Genomic DNA, 15,690 nt, shown 5'->3' on the forward strand with positions numbered 1-15,690 from the left:
CGGGTTCCGCACGCCGTGACGGCTTCGGCACGGGAATCGCGTGCCGTGTGAAACCAATGCGCCCCTGCGGCTCGTCCTTCGCACCGACCACACCGTGCGGGGCCAAGTCGTGCCCCGCGCGAGGCAGTTCAGGGGGAAATCGAAATGACCGTCCGCACCAGCAGATCCACCCGACCCGCAACGCGCACCGCCGCCGTCGTCACCACCGCCATGCTCACCGCGGCCGCGCTCTGGTCCACCGCCGCGCCCGCCTCCGCGATCAAGGGCGGCGGGCCGGCCACCACGAAGGCCCGGCCGTACGCCATGCTGATCGAGCTCAACGGCGGCCAGTTCTGTGGTGGCACGCTCATCGCGCCCACCAGGGTGCTCACGGCCGGCCACTGCGTGGAGAGCGCCGGTGACGTGGCCGGGCTGCGGGTCGTCGGAGGCCGCACACAGGTGGACGGCACCGGCGGCACCGTGCGCAAGGTCTCGTCCTACCGGCTGGACTCGCGTTACGGCGCGCCCGGTTACGCCTACGACGCCGCCGTCCTCACCCTGGACCGGCCGATGCCGTACCGGACGATCCCGGTGGCCGGGCCCAAGGACGGCAGGCTGGTGGCCGACGGTCGGAAGGTCACCGTCCTCGGCTGGGGACGCACCGGACCCGGTGTCAGCGGCACCAGGCTCAAGCAGGCCGAACTGGTCCTCTCTCCCGTCGCCGACTGCCAGCCGTACACCGACACCGAGACCGACCCCGCCGCGATGTTGTGCGGCATGCCGCGTCCCGGAACCACCGACAGCATCTGCCCCGGCGACTCCGGCGGCCCGCTGATCAGCGGCGGCAAGGTCGTCGGGATCGTCTCGTCCGGCAACAAGTACTGCGACGAGCAGTTCCCGGTGTCCGTCTTCGTCCGCGCGGACTCGGTCGCCGCCGACCTGGGCATTTCCACCGCCTGAGAGCCCGAGGGTCACAGGAGCTCGGGCCGCCTCCACTGCGCGCCCAGGATGTGGTGGTCGAGGAAGTTGAGGACCGTCTCGTAGAGCAGACGCAGGTGGTTCGGGGCTTCGATGCCGTGGGACTCGTCCGGGAAGTACAGGAACCTGACGGGCACCCCCTGGCGCTGGAGGTCGTGGCGAAGCTCCCGGGACTGGCTCGCGGGTACCCGGGAGTCCTCGCCGCCGTGCACGATCAGCATCGGTGTCGTCAGCTTCGCCGCGTCGAGGTGGGGCGAGTCGGCGTCGTAGCGCTCGCGCCGGATGCGGGGGTCACCGAAGATCTTCCGGAAGTACGCGTGCATGTCGGTGGCGCCCTGGAAGGACTCCAGGTTCCACAGCCCGGCGTGGGAGACGAGTGCCCTGAAGCGATCGGTGCGCGTGGCCGTCCGGTTGGCGAGGTAGCCGCCGTAGGACCAGCCCGCGAGGGCCGTTCGGGTCGGGTCGAGGTCGGCGCGGGCCAGTGCGGCGTCGGTGAGCGCGATGACGTCGTGGTAGGGCCGGCCGCCATACTGACCGCGTCCGCGTTCCTGCATGTGCTGCCCGTATCCGGAGGACAGGGCCGGGTCGGGCAGCAGTACGGCGTAGCCCCGGGCGGCGAACGGCCACGGGTTCCAGAGCCAGGGCCAGTCGCTCCACGACCCCTGGGGTCCGCCATGGGGCAGGACGAGGAGCGGCGCCGGGTCCTCGGCTGTGGCCCCCTCGGGCAGCACGAGCCAGCCGCGCAGGGCGAAGCCGTCGTCCCCGGTCGTGTGCACCTCGGTCAGCGTGCCGGGGAGGTGGCCGAGGTCGCCCGGCGTCCTGAGGGGAGCGGGGTCCTGGTCGGCCTTGGTCGCGTCCAGCCGGACCACATGGTGGGGGCTGTCGAGGGTGCTGCGCAGCGCGTAGAGGGTGGAGCCGTCGGGCGTCACGCAGAGGGAGGCGTAGGCGCCGGAGGCGGTCAGGCGGGTGACCGTGCCGTCCGCATCGCGGCGGAAGACAGGGCGGTGGCCCTGTTCGTCGCCGGTGAACCACAGCGTGGTGTCCCCGGGGACCGGCGAGCAGATCGCCCTTCCCGGCCAGGGCCAGTTGTCGAAGTCCGGCAGGAGATCGGTCTCTTCGCCGGATATGGGGTCGAAGGCGACGAGGGTGACCTGCCACTCGGCTTCGTACGTCTCCTCCTGCTGGCGTTCGCAGATCAGGCGGGCGCCATCGGCGGTGAACACCGGGCTGTAGTACTGGTGGCCGGGGCGGGAAAGGGTATGACGCTGCACGCCGGTGGTCGCGTCGGCGATCACCACGGTGTTCGTGTCCGGGGCGGCCCCGGTAGGGGCCCGGGTGTAGGCGACCAGGGATCCGTCCGGCGACAGGGCCATGCCCCCGGCGCCCGCCTGGCCTTGGCCGCCCGCGTCGACCGGCGGGGCGTCTCGGCCGAGGACGAGGGTGTGGGGTTCGGCGGGGCCGAGCTCCGCACCGTCGCTGCCTTCGGGCTCCTCGTACAGGACGGCGCTGACGCCGGCGCGGCGACGCCGGCGGAGAAGGTCTGCGTGGGTCCGGACGTCCTCGGCGCCGGGCAGCAGAGCGGCCGTGCAGGCGAGCGTGCCGGAGCGGGCGGCGGCGGTGAACGCCCTTGTCCCGCCCGGGTGGTGGGCGATCCGCTCGGCCTCACCGTCCTCGGAGAGCGACCACAGGGACGGCCCCTGCGCTGCGTCGGACTCGCCGAACTCGCGGTCGGAGAGGAACAGCAGGGTGCCGTCGGCTTTGAACGCGGGGGCGGAGTCGCCCTGTTGGGATCCGGGCACCTTACGAGGGTCTCGCTCACCCGCCGGATCCACCTCCCAGAGCTCCGACACGTACCGGGTTCCCTCGCTGTCGAGTGCCTGCACGGACAGGATCAGACGTGTGCCGTCAGGCGCGAGGGCCAGGCCGGTCGGGCGCGGCTGTGCGACGAGGCGGTCGTGGAGGATGTGCGGGCCGTTGACCATGGTGGTCATTCTGCCCACGTGATGTCTCAGGCGGCGAACCAATTGCATTGACGTACTCGCGCTCTCCCCATGGGGGTGGGACACCTGGCTCTGGTCAAGCTGCGATTCACCGGTCGCGTACAGGAGCCCGGCCACCGCCGACCGCACCCGCTCGTCAAGCACAGAGGGATCGTCCCGAATCTGTGTACGTACACACTCCCGACCTCTCCCCGACACCTCTCTAACCTCGCAGAAATCCCACTGACACATGTATTTACAGCCACATGAACGTCTCCTACTGTGAACGTTCACGGAATCATCCACATGGTCATGTCAGACAAGGAGGTCGGGATGACCGTCAAAGGTCCGCGCCGCCTCGTGAGGGCCGCCATGCTCCTGGCGGCCCTCGCCCTGCCCGCATCCCTGCTCACCACGCCCACCACCGCCTCGGCCGCGGGCTCGCTCACCATGCTCGGTGCCGATGTGTCGACCGCCCAGCGCGCCCTCGACCTCGGTGCCAAGTACTACGACGCGAGCGGCACCGCCAAGGACCCGCTGGACATCCTCAAGGGTCTCGGCGTCAACTACGTCCGGCTGCGGATCTGGAACAACCCGGTGAGCGGCTACAACAACAAGGCCAAGGTGCTGGCGTACGCGAAGCAGGTGAAGGCCAAGGGGCTCAAGCTGCTGGTCGACTTCCACTACTCGGACACCTGGGCGGACCCGGGCAACCAGAACAAGCCCGCGGCCTGGGCCGGCCACACCATCAGCCAGCTCCAGACCGACGTCTACAACTACACGTACGACGTCTGCAACAGCCTCAAGTCGCAGGGCACCACCCCGGACAGCGTGCAGATCGGCAATGAGATCAACGTCGGCATGCTGTGGAACGAGGGCAAGGTCGTCAACAACGACTTCACCAACCTCAGCCTGCTGCTCAAGTCGGGCTACAACGCGACCAAGGCCTGCAACAGCGGCACCCAGGTGATCATCCACACCGCCGACGCCGACAGTGACGCGAACGCCCGCTGGTTCTACGACGGCATCAAGGCGAAGGGCGTCAACTGGGACATCACCGGGCTGTCCTACTACTGCCCGTGGCACGGCACGATCGCCAACATGGGCAGTGTCGTGGCCGACGTGAAGTCGCGTTACGGCAAGGATGTCGTCATCGCCGAGACGGCCTACCCGTTCACCTCGGCCAACGCGGACAGCACCGCCAACTCCATCACGACCGGCTGCTCAGGCTACCCGCTCACCTGGCAGGGTCAGGCGGCCAACTTCACCGCCGTGCAGAACGCGGCGCGCAGCAACGGCGCGATCGGGGTCTTCTACTGGGAGCCCACCTGGTACGCGGTGACCGGCAACGGCTGGGACCCGGCCAACATCGGCAGCAGCGGCAACGGCTGGGACAACATGGCCATCTTCAACTGGACCGGCAATGTGAACCCGAACATCAAGTGGACGCCGTAGAAGGCGGCTTGGGCAGGAACGGCACCGTCTGCGGGCGGTGCCGTCCGTCGTTCCCGTTGCTTCGCGCAGACTCGGCCCGGCAATCACCACCCGGCGTTGGATCGCCGCGATGGGTGACATTACCCTGTGGTAGCGCCTGACCGAGGGAAGGAAGCCATGGGGGTCCAACTGAACAGCGGGGCGGCAGCCGGTCACGGGTCGCTGGAGTCGATGAGCCTCGAACCGCTCATGACCCGCGACTACGAACGGGATCCGGCGATCGTGTACGAGCGGCTGCGCCGGACCCACGGTCCGGTCGCGCCCGTCGACCTGCTGGGGGTGCCCGTCTGGCTGGTGCTGGGGTACGAGGAGGCGCTTCAGGTCCTCCGTGACGACCACGCGTGGCCGAAGGGCCTGGAGAACTGGCGGGCACGCAGGGAGGGACGACTGCCGGCGGACTGGCCGCTGGCGCCGTCGCTGGACGTCAACCACGTGCTGATCCAGGGCGGTGAGGGGTACCGCGGCCTCAAGGTCGCCTGGGACGCGGCGCTGCGGCCGTTCCAGGACCCCCGGCACCCTGTGGCCAAGCAGCTCAAGACGAAGATCACCCGTGACGCCGACGAGCTGATCACGCTGTTCACCCAGGGCGGCCGCACCGGGTGGGCGGATCTGTCGGCGCAGTTCTCGCGGCCGTTGCCGCTCATGGTGGCCAGCCATCTGCTCGGGTTCCCGGGCTCGCAGCACGACGACGCGCTGATGGACATGTGGCGGGTGCTGGACGCGGGCCCCGATGCCGGGCCCGCCCTTGAGCGGCTGCTCGCAACGCTGTCGGAGCTGGGCGCGTCGAAGATGAAGGAGCCCGGCAACGACTTCCCCTCCTATCTGCTCGCCTCTCATCCGGGCCTGAGTGTCGAGGAGTTGTCGCGTGAGCTGATGATGCTGCTGGGCATGACGTCGGACCACGTCGGCATCCTGATCTCCAACACGGTCGTCGAGGTCATCACCGGGAACCTCCCGGCGAGCGCGAGCCTGTCGGCGGGGCTGATCAGAGAGACCATGAACCGGGTGGTGATGCAGAAGCCGCCGCTCATCAACTTCGTCCCACGGTTCCCCCTGGCCGACATGCGGCTCGGCGAGTACACCATCGCGGCGGGCGATCCGGTGTGGGTGTCGGTCGGCGCCGCCCACGCCGACCCGTCGTTCGCCGAGAAGGTCTGTCCCGAGTCCGCCATCAGCACCCGGGCACATCTGTCCTGGGGCGCCGGGCCACGGCAGTGTCCGGCCAGGGAACTGGCCGGTGGCGCGGCGGCGATCGGGGTGAGCAGGCTGTTCGAGCGGCTGTCCGGTTTGGAGTTGTCGCTGCCCGTCGATCAACTGCCTTGGCGGTCCTCGCCGTTCATGCGCGGTCTGCGGTCTCTTCCGGTGCGTTACACGCTCTCGGACGCGCCGGCCCTGCCCCCGGCTCCTCCTCCGGCCGTTCCCACCACGGCCGGTTCCGCCCCGGTGGCCGACGCCGCCGTACGGCCGCGTTCGTCGCTGTGGCGCTATCTGGCGGGGCTGGTTCGCGGGCGCTGACAACGTCTGGACCACCGGAACGGGCCACGAACTCCGCCGAGTTCGTGGCCCGTTCTTCCGGCAGGGTCCGGTCAGCCGGCCGGAGGCGTGCGGATCGCGGCGATGTCGAACTGAAGGCGTACCTTCTCGCTGACCATGGCGCCGCCCTCGGCGAGCCTGGTGCTGTAGGTCAGGCCCCATTCGGAGCGGTTGATGGTGGTGGTGCCGTCGAAGCCGGCCCGTTGATAGCCGAACGGGTCGGTGACATGGCCTATGTAGGTGAGTTCGAGGACGACGGGGCGCGTGGTCGCCTTGATGGTGAGGTCGCCGGCCATCCGGTACACGTCGGGGCCGACGACCTCCACGGCGGTGCTGGCGAACCGCATCCGCGGATGGGTCGCGGAGTCCAGGAAGTCGCGGCCCACGAGGTGGCCGTCGCGCTGTTCCACACCGGTGTCGACGCTGCCGGTGGAGATGATGATCTCCGCCTTGGAGCGGGACGGGTCGCGGCCGTCGAAGTAGAGGCGGCTCTGGTACTCCAGGAACGCCCCGCGCACGGTGGTCACCATGGCATGGCGTACGGAGAATCCGATCCTGCTGTGGGCGGGGTCGATGGTCCATTCCCCGGTCAGGGCCGCCAGTCCGGGATCCGGAAGAACGGCTGTGGCAGTGGCCGACGGCCCGGTGGGGGGCTGGGCGACGGCGGCGGGTTCCGTGCGGTCCGCGCGACGGAACGGGGTGCCACGGGTGAACAAGTTCATACATCACCTAATTACTGCACGCGAGTTGTTGCCGCAAGCCGTGATCTGCTGTCGACGAAATATCCACGTGTTCACCACGCGGTTCACTGAAAAGTGAGGGGAAATAGGCTAGTCGACCCCGACGAGAGTGCGCACTTCGAAGTCCTCGTATGTCTCCTTCGTTTCGGGACGGCTGAGTACCGAGCCGAGCCAGCCGAGGAGGAAGCCGACCGGGATGGAGACGATTCCGGGATTCTGCAACGGGAACCAGGCGAAATCGGCGTCCGGGTAGAGCGAGGCGGGGGCTGAGGAGACGACCGGGGACAGGACGACGAGGAGCACCGAGCAGAGCAGGCCCCCGCAGAGGCTCAGGAGGGCGCCCTGTGCGGTGAACCGCCGCCAGAAGAGGCTGTAGACGAGGGTCGGGAGGATGGCGGACGCGGCGATGGCGAAGGCGAGGAAGGCGAGGGTCGCGGAGTTGGCGCCCCAGGAGACCAGGGCCAGCAGCATGCCGAGGACGCCGATGACGGCCGCCGCGAGCCGGGCCACGGCCAGCTCTTCCGTCTCGGTGGCCCTGCCCTTGCGGATCACCTCGCCGTAGAGGTCGTGGGCGAGGGAGGAGGCGGCGGCCAGGGTGAGTCCCGCGGCGACCGCAAGCAGGGTGACGAAGGCGAGGCAGGACAGCAGGGCGGTCAGGATGGCACCGCCCAGTTCGTGGGCCAGCAGCAGGACGGCCGCGTTGCCCGTGCGGTCGTTCTCCGCGATGGTCTCGCTGCCCAGGACGGCGGTGGCGCCGAGGCCGAGGATGCCGGCCGCCAGGCAGACGAGGCTGACCAGGCCCATCGCCCACACCACCGAGGTGCGCAGGACGTCGACCGACTTCGGGGCGAGCAGCCGCATCATCACGTGCGGCAGGGCGGCGAGGCCGAGAACGATGGCCAACTGCAGGCTGAAGAAGTCGAGTTTGCTGGTGGCGCTGGCGCCGTAGCGGAGTCCGGGTTCCAGGAACCGCGCGCCGTGGCCGCTGTTGTCCGCGGCGGCGGCGAGGAGGTTCTCGAAGTTCCAGTCGAAGCGGTGCAGCACCATGACGGCGGCCACGGTGACGCCGCAGATGAGCATGACCGCCTTGATGACCTGGATGAAGGTGGCTCCGGGCATGCCTCCGATGGCGGCGTAGACGATGACGATGGTGCCGATGACGACGACGCACAGGGTTCGGGTGGCCGCGCTGGGCTCGCCCGTGAACTGGGTCAGCAGGGCGACGCTGCCGACGAGTTGGGCGACCAGGTAGAGGACGGTGATGGTCAGGGTGCACAGGGCCAGGGCGAGGCGGACCGGCCGCTGCATGCGCGTGAGGCGTATCGCCAGGGTGTCACCGAGGGTGAACTTGCCGGTGTTGCGCAGGGGTTCGGCGATCAGCAGCAGGACCGTCATCCAGGCGACCGCGGTGCCGCACAGGTAGAGCAGTCCGTCGTAGCCGGTCAGGGCGACCAGGCCGGTGCTGCCCAGGAGGGTGGCGGCGGAGAGGTAGTCGCCGCACATCGCAAGGCCGTTGCGCAGGGGCGACATGACGCGGTTGCCGAGGTAGAACTCGCTGATCTCGTCGCGTTGGGGTGCGGTCAGCAGCGCGGTGAACAGAGTCACGACGACCACGGACAGGAAGAGTACGAACGTCAGCTGCAGGCTGAGGCGGTCCGTGACGGAGGCGCCGAGTGTCACCATGGGCGGAACTCCTCGGCGCGCGGGGTGGTGCGCGCCTCGAAGGCAGCGCGTTCGCGTTCCGTGGCCTCTTGGTGGCGGACCAGGCCGCGCAGGCCGCGGACCACCGGGGTGACGCGGGTGCGCATGTGCACGAGGTAGCGCCACGCGATCACGGCCATGAGCACGAACTGCCCGAGTCCCAGGGCGAGTCCGATCGTGAGGTGGCCGCTCAGGGAGGTGTTCATCAGGCCGGGCAGGAAGCTGGACAGCAGGACGTACAGCAGGAATCCGCCCACGGCGGCGGCGGTCGCCCGGACACCGAAGCGGCGGTGGGTGCGGCGGAGCGACTGGTACGCGGGTTGGCGTGACACCGTTTGCCGGTCCGCCGGCTCGGGACCTGTCCCGTAAGGGGGTGGCGGCCCGCCGAGCCCCATGGAGTGCCGTGACACATGCACCTTCTTTACTGCTGCGCCGGTCGTTGCATGAAAGGCACGCCGAAGTCATGCACTGAGCGGACTTGTGGGGGGTTCGTGAATCTTGAATTCGCGTGATGCGAATTGCGCGCTGAGAACGAGCCTTGCAGGGCGGCCGGCCGGTGGGTCGCGGTGACGACGAGGCCAGGACCGGGATTGTTGCAGCGCCTCCGTTGAACTATCAACCGGGCGGTCGAACCGAATCCGAGCTCTGACTCATTCGCGTGCTTCGACACATGAACTCGCCATCCCACAGCCTGCGAAAAGGCGGGCATCCGGAATAGGTCTGCACCTTCTCTCCGGCCAGGTTGTCTCAAATGCAGCGCACAGTGGACGCCCCCGTCGTGCACAGCGTTCTTGTCACCCAGGCACGAAGGCCGGCCCGCAGGGACTCATCTCCCGCAAAGAGAACGGCGTTGGGCTCGGTCCGCCCTCGGGGCGCTGCCATATTCGAAGGCCACTTCGGAGGTGGTTGTGACACTTGAGGTGACGACGACACGTCTGCCCGACCGCACCGCCGACCGCGTCCTCGCACTCGAAGCCCGCCGGGCGCAGGCCGTGGCCGGGAACGGGCCGAGAAGACGGGGCAAGTTCGGTGCCCGGGAGCGGATCGAACTGCTCCTGGACACCGGCTCGTTCACCGAGACCGGGCTGTTCGTGCGGGCCCGGCCGACCGGGGACGGAGCCCGACGCCCCTACGGGGACGGCGTGATCACCGGGTACGGCACCGTCGACGGCCGTCCCGTCTGTGTGTTCGCCCAGGACTCCACGGTCTTCGGCGGCAGCATGGGCGAGGCCTTCGGCGAGAAGACCGTGGCCCTGATGGACCTCGCCCTGCGGACGGGCTGCCCGGTCATCGGGCTGAACGACGGGGGCGGCGCCCGCATCCAGGAGGGTGTCGTCTCGCTCGCGCTCTACGCCGAGCTGGTGCGTCGCAACGTCCAGGCGTCCGGGGTGATCCCGCAGATCTCGGTCGTCCTCGGCCCCTGTGCCGGCGGGGCCGCCTACTCCCCCGCGATCACCGACTTCACGGTGATGGTGGACGGCGCCTCGCACATGTTCGTCACCGGGCCCGACGTCATCGAGGCGGTCACCGGGGAGCGCACCAGCGCCGAGGAGCTGGGCGGCGCCCGCACCAGCAACTCCCTCAACGGCAACGCCCACTTCCTCGCCGCCGACGAGGTGGAGGCCCTGGACACCGTACGGGATCTGCTGTCGTACCTGCCCTCCAACAACCTGGAGCGGCCGCCGCGGTACGACCCCGTGCCGCCGCCCGCCGAGGTACGGCTCGACGAGATCGTGCCGGACCGGCTCGGGCAGGCGTACGACATGCGGGACATCCTGCGAGCGGTCGTCGACGACGGTGAACTCCTGGAGATCCAGGAGCTGTTCGCACCGAACATCATCTGTGCGCTGGCACTCGTCGAGGGCGCGCCCGTCGGTGTGGTCGCCAATCAGCCGCTGCGCTCGGCCGGGGTGCTGGACATCGACGCCTCCGAGAAGGCCGCGCGGTTCGTACGGTTCTGCGACGCGTTCGGCATCCCGCTGCTGACCTTCGCCGATGTGCCGGGCTATCTCTCCGGGGTCCGTCAGGAGCAGGCCGGGATCATCCGGCGTGGCGCGAAGCTGCTGTACGCCTATGCCGAGGCGACCGTGCCGAAGGTGACGGTGGTGGTGCGCAAGGCGTACGGCGGCGGGTACGCGGTGATGGGCTCCAAGCACCTGGGCGCCGACATCAACCTGGCCTGGCCGACGGCGCGGATCGCGGTGATGGGCGCCGAGGGCGCGGTGGGTGTCCTGCACCGGCGTGAACTAGCCGCCGCCGACGATCCCGAGGCGCTGCGGGCCCGGCTCGTCGCCGCGTACGAGGACACGTACGGCACGCCCTATCTCGCCGCCGAGCGCGGGTACGTCGACGCGGTCATCGCCCCGCGTGACACCCGTGACCACATCTGCCGTGCCCTGCGCGCGCTGCGCGGGAAGCGCTCCCCGATGCCGGAGCGCCGGCACGGCAACATCCCGCTCTGACCCACCTCGCGAGGAGACCTGCCTGATGGACAGCCGCCGTCCCCCGCTCGCCCCCGCGTTCCGCACCCTGCCGGAGTACGTACGGCACTGGGCCGAGACCACCCCCGACCGCCGCGCGTTCACCTTCGTCGACCATCCCGCGCCGGATTCGCGTGGCGTCCACCGCACGCTGACCTGGCGCCGACTGGACGTACGCGTCCGGGCGGTGGCCGCCCGGCTCGCCGAGGAGGCCGAGCCCGGGGCACGGGTCGCGCTGCTGTGCCCGCAGGGGCTGGAGTACGTCACCGGGTTCCTCGGGGCGCTCGCCGCCGGTCTGATCGCCGTACCGCTGTACCCGCCGGGTCTGCCCGGTCAGGGGGACCGGCTGACGTCGGTGCTGGCCGACGCGCGTCCCGAAGTCGTCGTGACGACGAGTCGATACGCCGATCTCATAAAGGAGTTGGGCGCCCCGGTCGTCGCCGTGGACCGGGTCCCGGACGCCGCGGCCGGAGACGTGCGCCCCGTCACCGGAGAGATCGCCTACCTCCAGTACACCTCCGGTTCGACCCGTACCCCGGCGGGCGTGGAGATCGGTCACGCCAATGTCGTCGCCAACGCCCGTCAGGCGCTGGGCGCCTATGGAGCGGACGTCCATCCGGTGACCTGTGTGGGCTGGCTGCCGCTCTACCACGACATGGGGCTTGTCCTGAGTGTCGCCGCCCCGGTCGTGCGGGGGCTGCTGTCGGTGCTGATGGATCCGGTCGCCTTCCTGCACGAACCCGCGCGCTGGCTGCGGCTGTTGGCCGCGCATCCGCGGGCCCTGAGCGCGGCGCCGAACTTCGCCTACGACTACTGCGCCTCGACCGTGACCGAGGCGCAGAAGGCGGACCTGCGGCTGGACGGGGTCTTCGCGCTGATCAACGGCAGCGAGCCGGTCCGCCCCACCACCGCCGACCGGTTCCAGGCCGCGTTCGCCGGTCAGGGGCTCGTGGCACAGACCCACTGTCCCTCGTACGGGCTCGCCGAGGCGACCGTCTTCGTCAGTGCCGCCCGGCCCGGGGAGCCGCTCAGCCGCTTCGCGCTCGACCGGGACGCGCTGGCCGAGGGGAAGGCGCTGCCCGCGCGGCCCGACGATCCCAGGGCCGTGCTGCTGACGGGCTGCGGAGCACCGGCGGGGCAGCGGGTCCGGATCGCCGACCCCGTATCCGGCGTCGACCTGTCCGAGGGGGAGGTCGGTGAGATCCAGGTGCAGGGTCCCAACGTGGGCCGCGGCTACTGGAACCAGGAGCAGCAGACCCGGCGCGTCTTCGGCGCGGACGGCTGGCTGCGCACCGGTGACCTCGGGACGGTCCTGGAGGGGCAGTTGGTCGTCACCGGGCGGCTGAAGGACCTCATCGTGGTCGACGGCCGCAACCACTATCCGCAGGACCTGGAGGCCACCGTCCAGGACGCGCATCCGGCGGTACGGCGCGACCGGCTCGCCGCGTTCGGGGTGACGGGCGGGTCCGGTGAGCGGGTGGTCGTGGTGGCCGAGCACGCGCGCACCACGAGCCTCGCCGAGCTCGACGTACCGGGACTGGTGCGGGCCGTGCGTGCGGCCGTGTCGGGGCGGCACGGGCTGCGGCTCGCCGATGTCCTCCTCGTCCCACCGGGCACGGTGCCCCGGACATCGAGCGGCAAGGTATCCCGGGCGCTGACCCGTGAGCGGTATCTGGCGGGTGCCTACGCGACGGGCGGCGCCGTATGAGGACCGTGGCCGCGAGTGCGGTGCGCCGGCTGGTGGTGGAGCGGGTGGCCGCCTGGACGGGTACGGACGCGGCGGAGGTGCCGACGGACCGGCCGTTGGCGGACCTCGGCATGTCGTCCCGGGACGGGGTCGTGCTGGCGGGGGAGCTCTCCCGGCTGACCGGACGGGAGCTCCCGGCGACATTGCTGTGGGAGGCGCCCACCGCGGACGCGCTGGTGGCGCATCTGTGCCGTACTCCGCCGGAGTCCGCCCCGGTGCCTGTCTCCGCGGCTCTCGAAGAGCCCGTCGCCGTCATCGGGCTCGGCTGCCGCCTACCCGGTGGCGTGCACGGCCCGGAGGACTACTGGCGGCTCCTGACCGACGGCGTCGACGCGATCCGCCGGGTTCCCGAGGACCGTTGGCGCGACTTCACCTCCTTCCCGCCCGAGGACGCACTCCCCTACGGCGGCTACCTCGACGACATCGCCGGGTTCGACGCGGACTTCTTCCGGATCACCCCGCGCGAGGCCGCCGTGATGGACCCGCAGCAGCGGATCCTCCTGGAGGTCGTCCACGAGGCCCTCGCCCATGCCGCCGTCCCGGCCCCCTCCCTCGCGGGCACCGCCACCGGTGTCTTCGTCGGGGTCTCCGCGCCGGAGTACGGCTCGCTCACCGGCGCCGACCCGGCGGCCGTCGATCCCTGGGCACCGGCGGGCGGTGCGCTGAGCGTGACGGCGGGGCGGCTGGCGTATGTGCTGGACACCCGTGGGCCGAGCATGGCCGTCGACACCGCGTGCTCGTCCTCGCTGGTCGCGCTGCACCACGCCTGTGTGAGTCTGCGCACGGGCGAGAGCGACACCGCGATCGCCGCGGGGGTCAACCTGCTGCTGTCCCCCACCGTCACCGTGGCGTTCCGGCGAGCGGGCGCGCTCGCGCCTGACGGGCGGTGCAAGCCGTTCTCGCCGGACGCCGACGGGATCGGCCGCGGTGAGGGCTGCGCGGCCGTACTGCTGAAGCGGCTGTCCGACGCCGAGCGGGACGGTGACCGTGTCCTCGCCGTCATCCGCGCCACGGCCGTCAACTCGGACGGCAGATCCAACGGCCTGCTGGCCCCCAACCCGGCCGCCCAGCAGGCCCTGTTGGCCTCCGCCTACGCGCGGGCCGGGCTCGCCCCCGCGCATGTCGACTATGTCGAGGCACACGGCACCGGCACCCCGCTCGGCGATCCGATCGAGGCGGGCTCGCTCGGCGTGGTGCTCGGTGCGGCCCGCGACCCCGACCAGCCCCTGCTCCTCGGTTCCGTGAAGGGGAACCTGGGGCACCTGGAGGCCGCCGCGGGCATCGCCGGGCTGGTGAAGACGGTGCTCGCACTGCATCACGACGTCATCCCGCCGTCCCTGCACTGCTCCGACGGCAGCGCCCTGGACGACGTACGGCTGCGGGTGGTGTCCGAGAGCGAACCGTGGCCGCGTTACGGCGGTACGGCCATCGCCGGGGTCTCCGGGTTCGGGTTCGGCGGGACCAACGCCCATGCGGTACTGGAGGAGTGGCGGCCCGGAGTCCTGCCCTCGCCTCCGGCCGAAGAGCCCGTGGCCCGGCTCCATCTGCTGTCCGACGTGGACGCGGAGCGCCTGCGGGACACCGCGTCCCGGCTCGCCGACCGGCTCCGGAGATCGGCCGCGCAGCCCGCCGACGTGGCGCGCACGCTGGCCGGGCGGACCGGGCGCGGGAGTGTGCGGGCGGCGGTGGTCGCGCGGGACCGCGAGGAACTCGTGGACGGACTCGACGCGTTGGTACAGGGGCTCCCCCACCGGCGTGTCGCGACCGGCGAGCGTGATCTCGTGGGCCGCGGTCCGGTGTGGGTCTTCTCCGGGTACGGCAGCCAATGGGACGGTATGGGACGCCGGTTGCTCGCCGAGGAGCCCGCCTTCGCCGCGGCCGTGGAGAAGCTCGACGCCGAGTGCGGGCTGTCCTTGTACGAGCGTCTCGCGTCCGGGATCGGACTCGACCGGCTGGAGGTGGCCCAGCCGGTGCTGTTCGGACTCCAGGTCGCGCTCGCCGAGTTGTGGCGTTCGTACGGTGTCGAGCCCGCCGCCGTCATCGGCCACTCCCTGGGCGAGGTGGCCGCCGCGGTGTGCGCGGGCGCCCTGGACGTGTCGGAGGGGGCCCGGATCGTCGCCGTACGGGCCCGGCTGCTCAGCGGGTTGCAGGGCGGGGCCATGGCGGTCGTCGACCTGGCCGACGATGAACTCGACGCGCTGGCACGGGACTTCCCCGGTGTGCACGTCGCCGTCCATTCCTCGCCCGGTCAGAAGGTGGTCACCGGGGAGGAGCGGGCGATGGCGCGGCTCGTGCGGTGGCTTGAAGGGCAGGGGCGGACAGCTCGGTCCATGCGGGTCGTGGGTGCCGGGCACTCGCCCCAGGTCGACCCCCTGCTGGGCGAGTTGAGCGCCTCCCTGGCCGACGTCGGAGGCCGGCCCCCTCATGTGCCCGTCTACTCCACCGTCCTGGACGACCCGCGCGGCGAGTCCGTCTTCGACGCCGCCCACTGGGCCGCGAACCTGCGGCGGCCCGTACGGCTGGACCGGGCCGTCGCCGCGGCCGCCGCCGACGGCCACTCGGCCTTCGTCGAGATCTCGCCCCATCCGGTTCTGGCCCGGGCCATCACCGACACCGCGCCCGGCGCACTCGCGCTCGGCACACTCCGGCGGGACGCCGACGGCCGCGCCGACGTCCTCACGCAGGTGGGCGCGTTGTACTGCGCGGGCGGCCGGCTGCCGCTGCCTTCGGGGCGGGTGATCGATCTGCCCGCGCCGCGCTGGAAGCGCGTCCGGCACTGGTGGACGGACGGGCACAGGGACATCGCGCCACCGGCGAGGGCTCAGAAGACGCGTGCCGAGGAGGACACCTCCGTCGCCGCCCGGCTGTGCCACCACATCGCCGCCGTCACCGGCCACCCCACCGGCCGTGTCACGCCCGCCACCGCGCTGGCCGACCTCGGCCTCGACTCGCTGATGGCCATCCGTGTCCGCACGGCCGTGGAGCGGGAGTTCGGAGTCGAGCTGCCGCTGCGCGAGCTGCTCGGAGCCACCACCGTCGCGGAGGTCGCCGACCGTTTC

10 protein-coding genes are annotated in these 15,690 nt (G+C 70.9%); 6 read left to right on the top strand and 4 right to left on the bottom strand.

Going from position 1 to position 15,690, the window contains the following annotated elements; translation table 11 throughout:
• Positions 1–144: 144 nt before the first annotated feature.
• Positions 145–939 carry a S1 family peptidase gene (locus ACI2L1_RS44060; protein ID WP_404745121.1) on the top strand — a complete coding sequence of 265 codons (795 nt, stop codon included), beginning with the start codon at positions 145–147 and terminating at the stop codon, positions 937–939.
• 11 nt (positions 940–950) lie between these two features.
• On the opposite strand, the gene ACI2L1_RS44065 is transcribed toward ACI2L1_RS44060, so the two are convergent.
• Complete coding sequence (locus tag ACI2L1_RS44065) at positions 951–2,948, bottom strand: alpha/beta fold hydrolase (RefSeq protein WP_404745122.1); 1,998 nt, start codon at positions 2,946–2,948, stop codon at positions 951–953.
• A gap of 321 nt (positions 2,949–3,269) precedes the next feature.
• Here ACI2L1_RS44065 and ACI2L1_RS44070 point away from each other — a divergent pair, with 321 nt between their 5' ends.
• Both ACI2L1_RS44070 and ACI2L1_RS44075 read left to right on the top strand, forming a co-directional pair.
• A complete protein-coding gene (locus ACI2L1_RS44070; protein ID WP_404745123.1) occupies positions 3,270–4,391 on the top strand; it encodes an arabinogalactan endo-beta-1,4-galactanase in 1,122 nt (373 codons plus the stop codon).
• 156 nt (positions 4,392–4,547) lie between these two features.
• A complete protein-coding gene (locus tag ACI2L1_RS44075) occupies positions 4,548–5,945 on the top strand; it encodes a cytochrome (RefSeq protein WP_404745124.1) in 1,398 nt (465 codons plus the stop codon).
• Between the two features lie 71 nt (positions 5,946–6,016).
• On the opposite strand, the gene ACI2L1_RS44080 is transcribed toward ACI2L1_RS44075, so the two are convergent.
• The 3 genes from ACI2L1_RS44080 to ACI2L1_RS44090 form a co-directional block, all read right to left on the bottom strand.
• Positions 6,017–6,685, bottom strand: a complete 669-nt coding sequence (locus ACI2L1_RS44080) for a YceI family protein (RefSeq protein ID WP_404745125.1) — start codon at positions 6,683–6,685, stop codon at positions 6,017–6,019.
• A 108-nt stretch (positions 6,686–6,793) separates the two neighbouring features.
• Complete coding sequence (locus tag ACI2L1_RS44085) at positions 6,794–8,386, bottom strand: cation acetate symporter (protein ID WP_404745126.1); 1,593 nt, start codon at positions 8,384–8,386, stop codon at positions 6,794–6,796.
• Positions 8,380–8,736, bottom strand: a complete 357-nt coding sequence (locus ACI2L1_RS44090) for a DUF485 domain-containing protein (RefSeq protein WP_404745127.1) — start codon at positions 8,734–8,736, stop codon at positions 8,380–8,382. The genes ACI2L1_RS44085 and ACI2L1_RS44090 overlap by 7 nt, the downstream gene beginning before the upstream one ends.
• 588 nt (positions 8,737–9,324) lie before the next feature.
• Here ACI2L1_RS44090 and ACI2L1_RS44095 point away from each other — a divergent pair.
• The 3 genes from ACI2L1_RS44095 to ACI2L1_RS44105 all read left to right on the top strand — a co-directional run.
• Positions 9,325–10,866 carry an acyl-CoA carboxylase subunit beta gene (locus tag ACI2L1_RS44095; protein ID WP_404745128.1) on the top strand — a complete coding sequence of 514 codons (1,542 nt, stop codon included), beginning with the start codon at positions 9,325–9,327 and terminating at the stop codon, positions 10,864–10,866.
• Positions 10,867–10,891: 25 nt separating this feature from the next.
• Complete coding sequence (locus ACI2L1_RS44100; protein WP_404745129.1) at positions 10,892–12,592, top strand: fatty acyl-AMP ligase; 1,701 nt, start codon at positions 10,892–10,894, stop codon at positions 12,590–12,592.
• The coding region (locus ACI2L1_RS44105; RefSeq protein WP_404745130.1) for a type I polyketide synthase at positions 12,589–15,690 on the top strand (3,102 nt) is incomplete at its 3' end. The genes ACI2L1_RS44100 and ACI2L1_RS44105, both read left to right, overlap by 4 nt.

Origin of the sequence: Streptomyces sp. NPDC019531 (assembly GCF_044903305.1) — a bacterium.
Taxonomy (GTDB): Bacteria; Actinomycetota; Actinomycetes; order Streptomycetales; family Streptomycetaceae; genus Streptomyces.

Bases quoted from the DNA above. Each gene is read 5' to 3' on its own strand.
- ACI2L1_RS44085 (WP_404745126.1), bottom strand. From the start codon at position 8,386: ATGGTGACACTCGGCGCCTCCGTCACGGACCGCCTCAGCCTGCAGCTG.
- ACI2L1_RS44060 (WP_404745121.1), top strand. From the start codon at position 145: ATGACCGTCCGCACCAGCAGATCCACCCGACCCGCAACGCGCACCGCC.
- ACI2L1_RS44075 (WP_404745124.1), top strand. From the start codon at position 4,548: ATGGGGGTCCAACTGAACAGCGGGGCGGCAGCCGGTCACGGGTCGCTG.
- ACI2L1_RS44070 (WP_404745123.1), top strand. From the start codon at position 3,270: ATGACCGTCAAAGGTCCGCGCCGCCTCGTGAGGGCCGCCATGCTCCTG.
- ACI2L1_RS44100 (WP_404745129.1), top strand. From the start codon at position 10,892: ATGGACAGCCGCCGTCCCCCGCTCGCCCCCGCGTTCCGCACCCTGCCG.
- ACI2L1_RS44065 (WP_404745122.1), bottom strand. From the start codon at position 2,948: ATGACCACCATGGTCAACGGCCCGCACATCCTCCACGACCGCCTCGTC.
- ACI2L1_RS44080 (WP_404745125.1), bottom strand. From the start codon at position 6,685: ATGAACTTGTTCACCCGTGGCACCCCGTTCCGTCGCGCGGACCGCACG.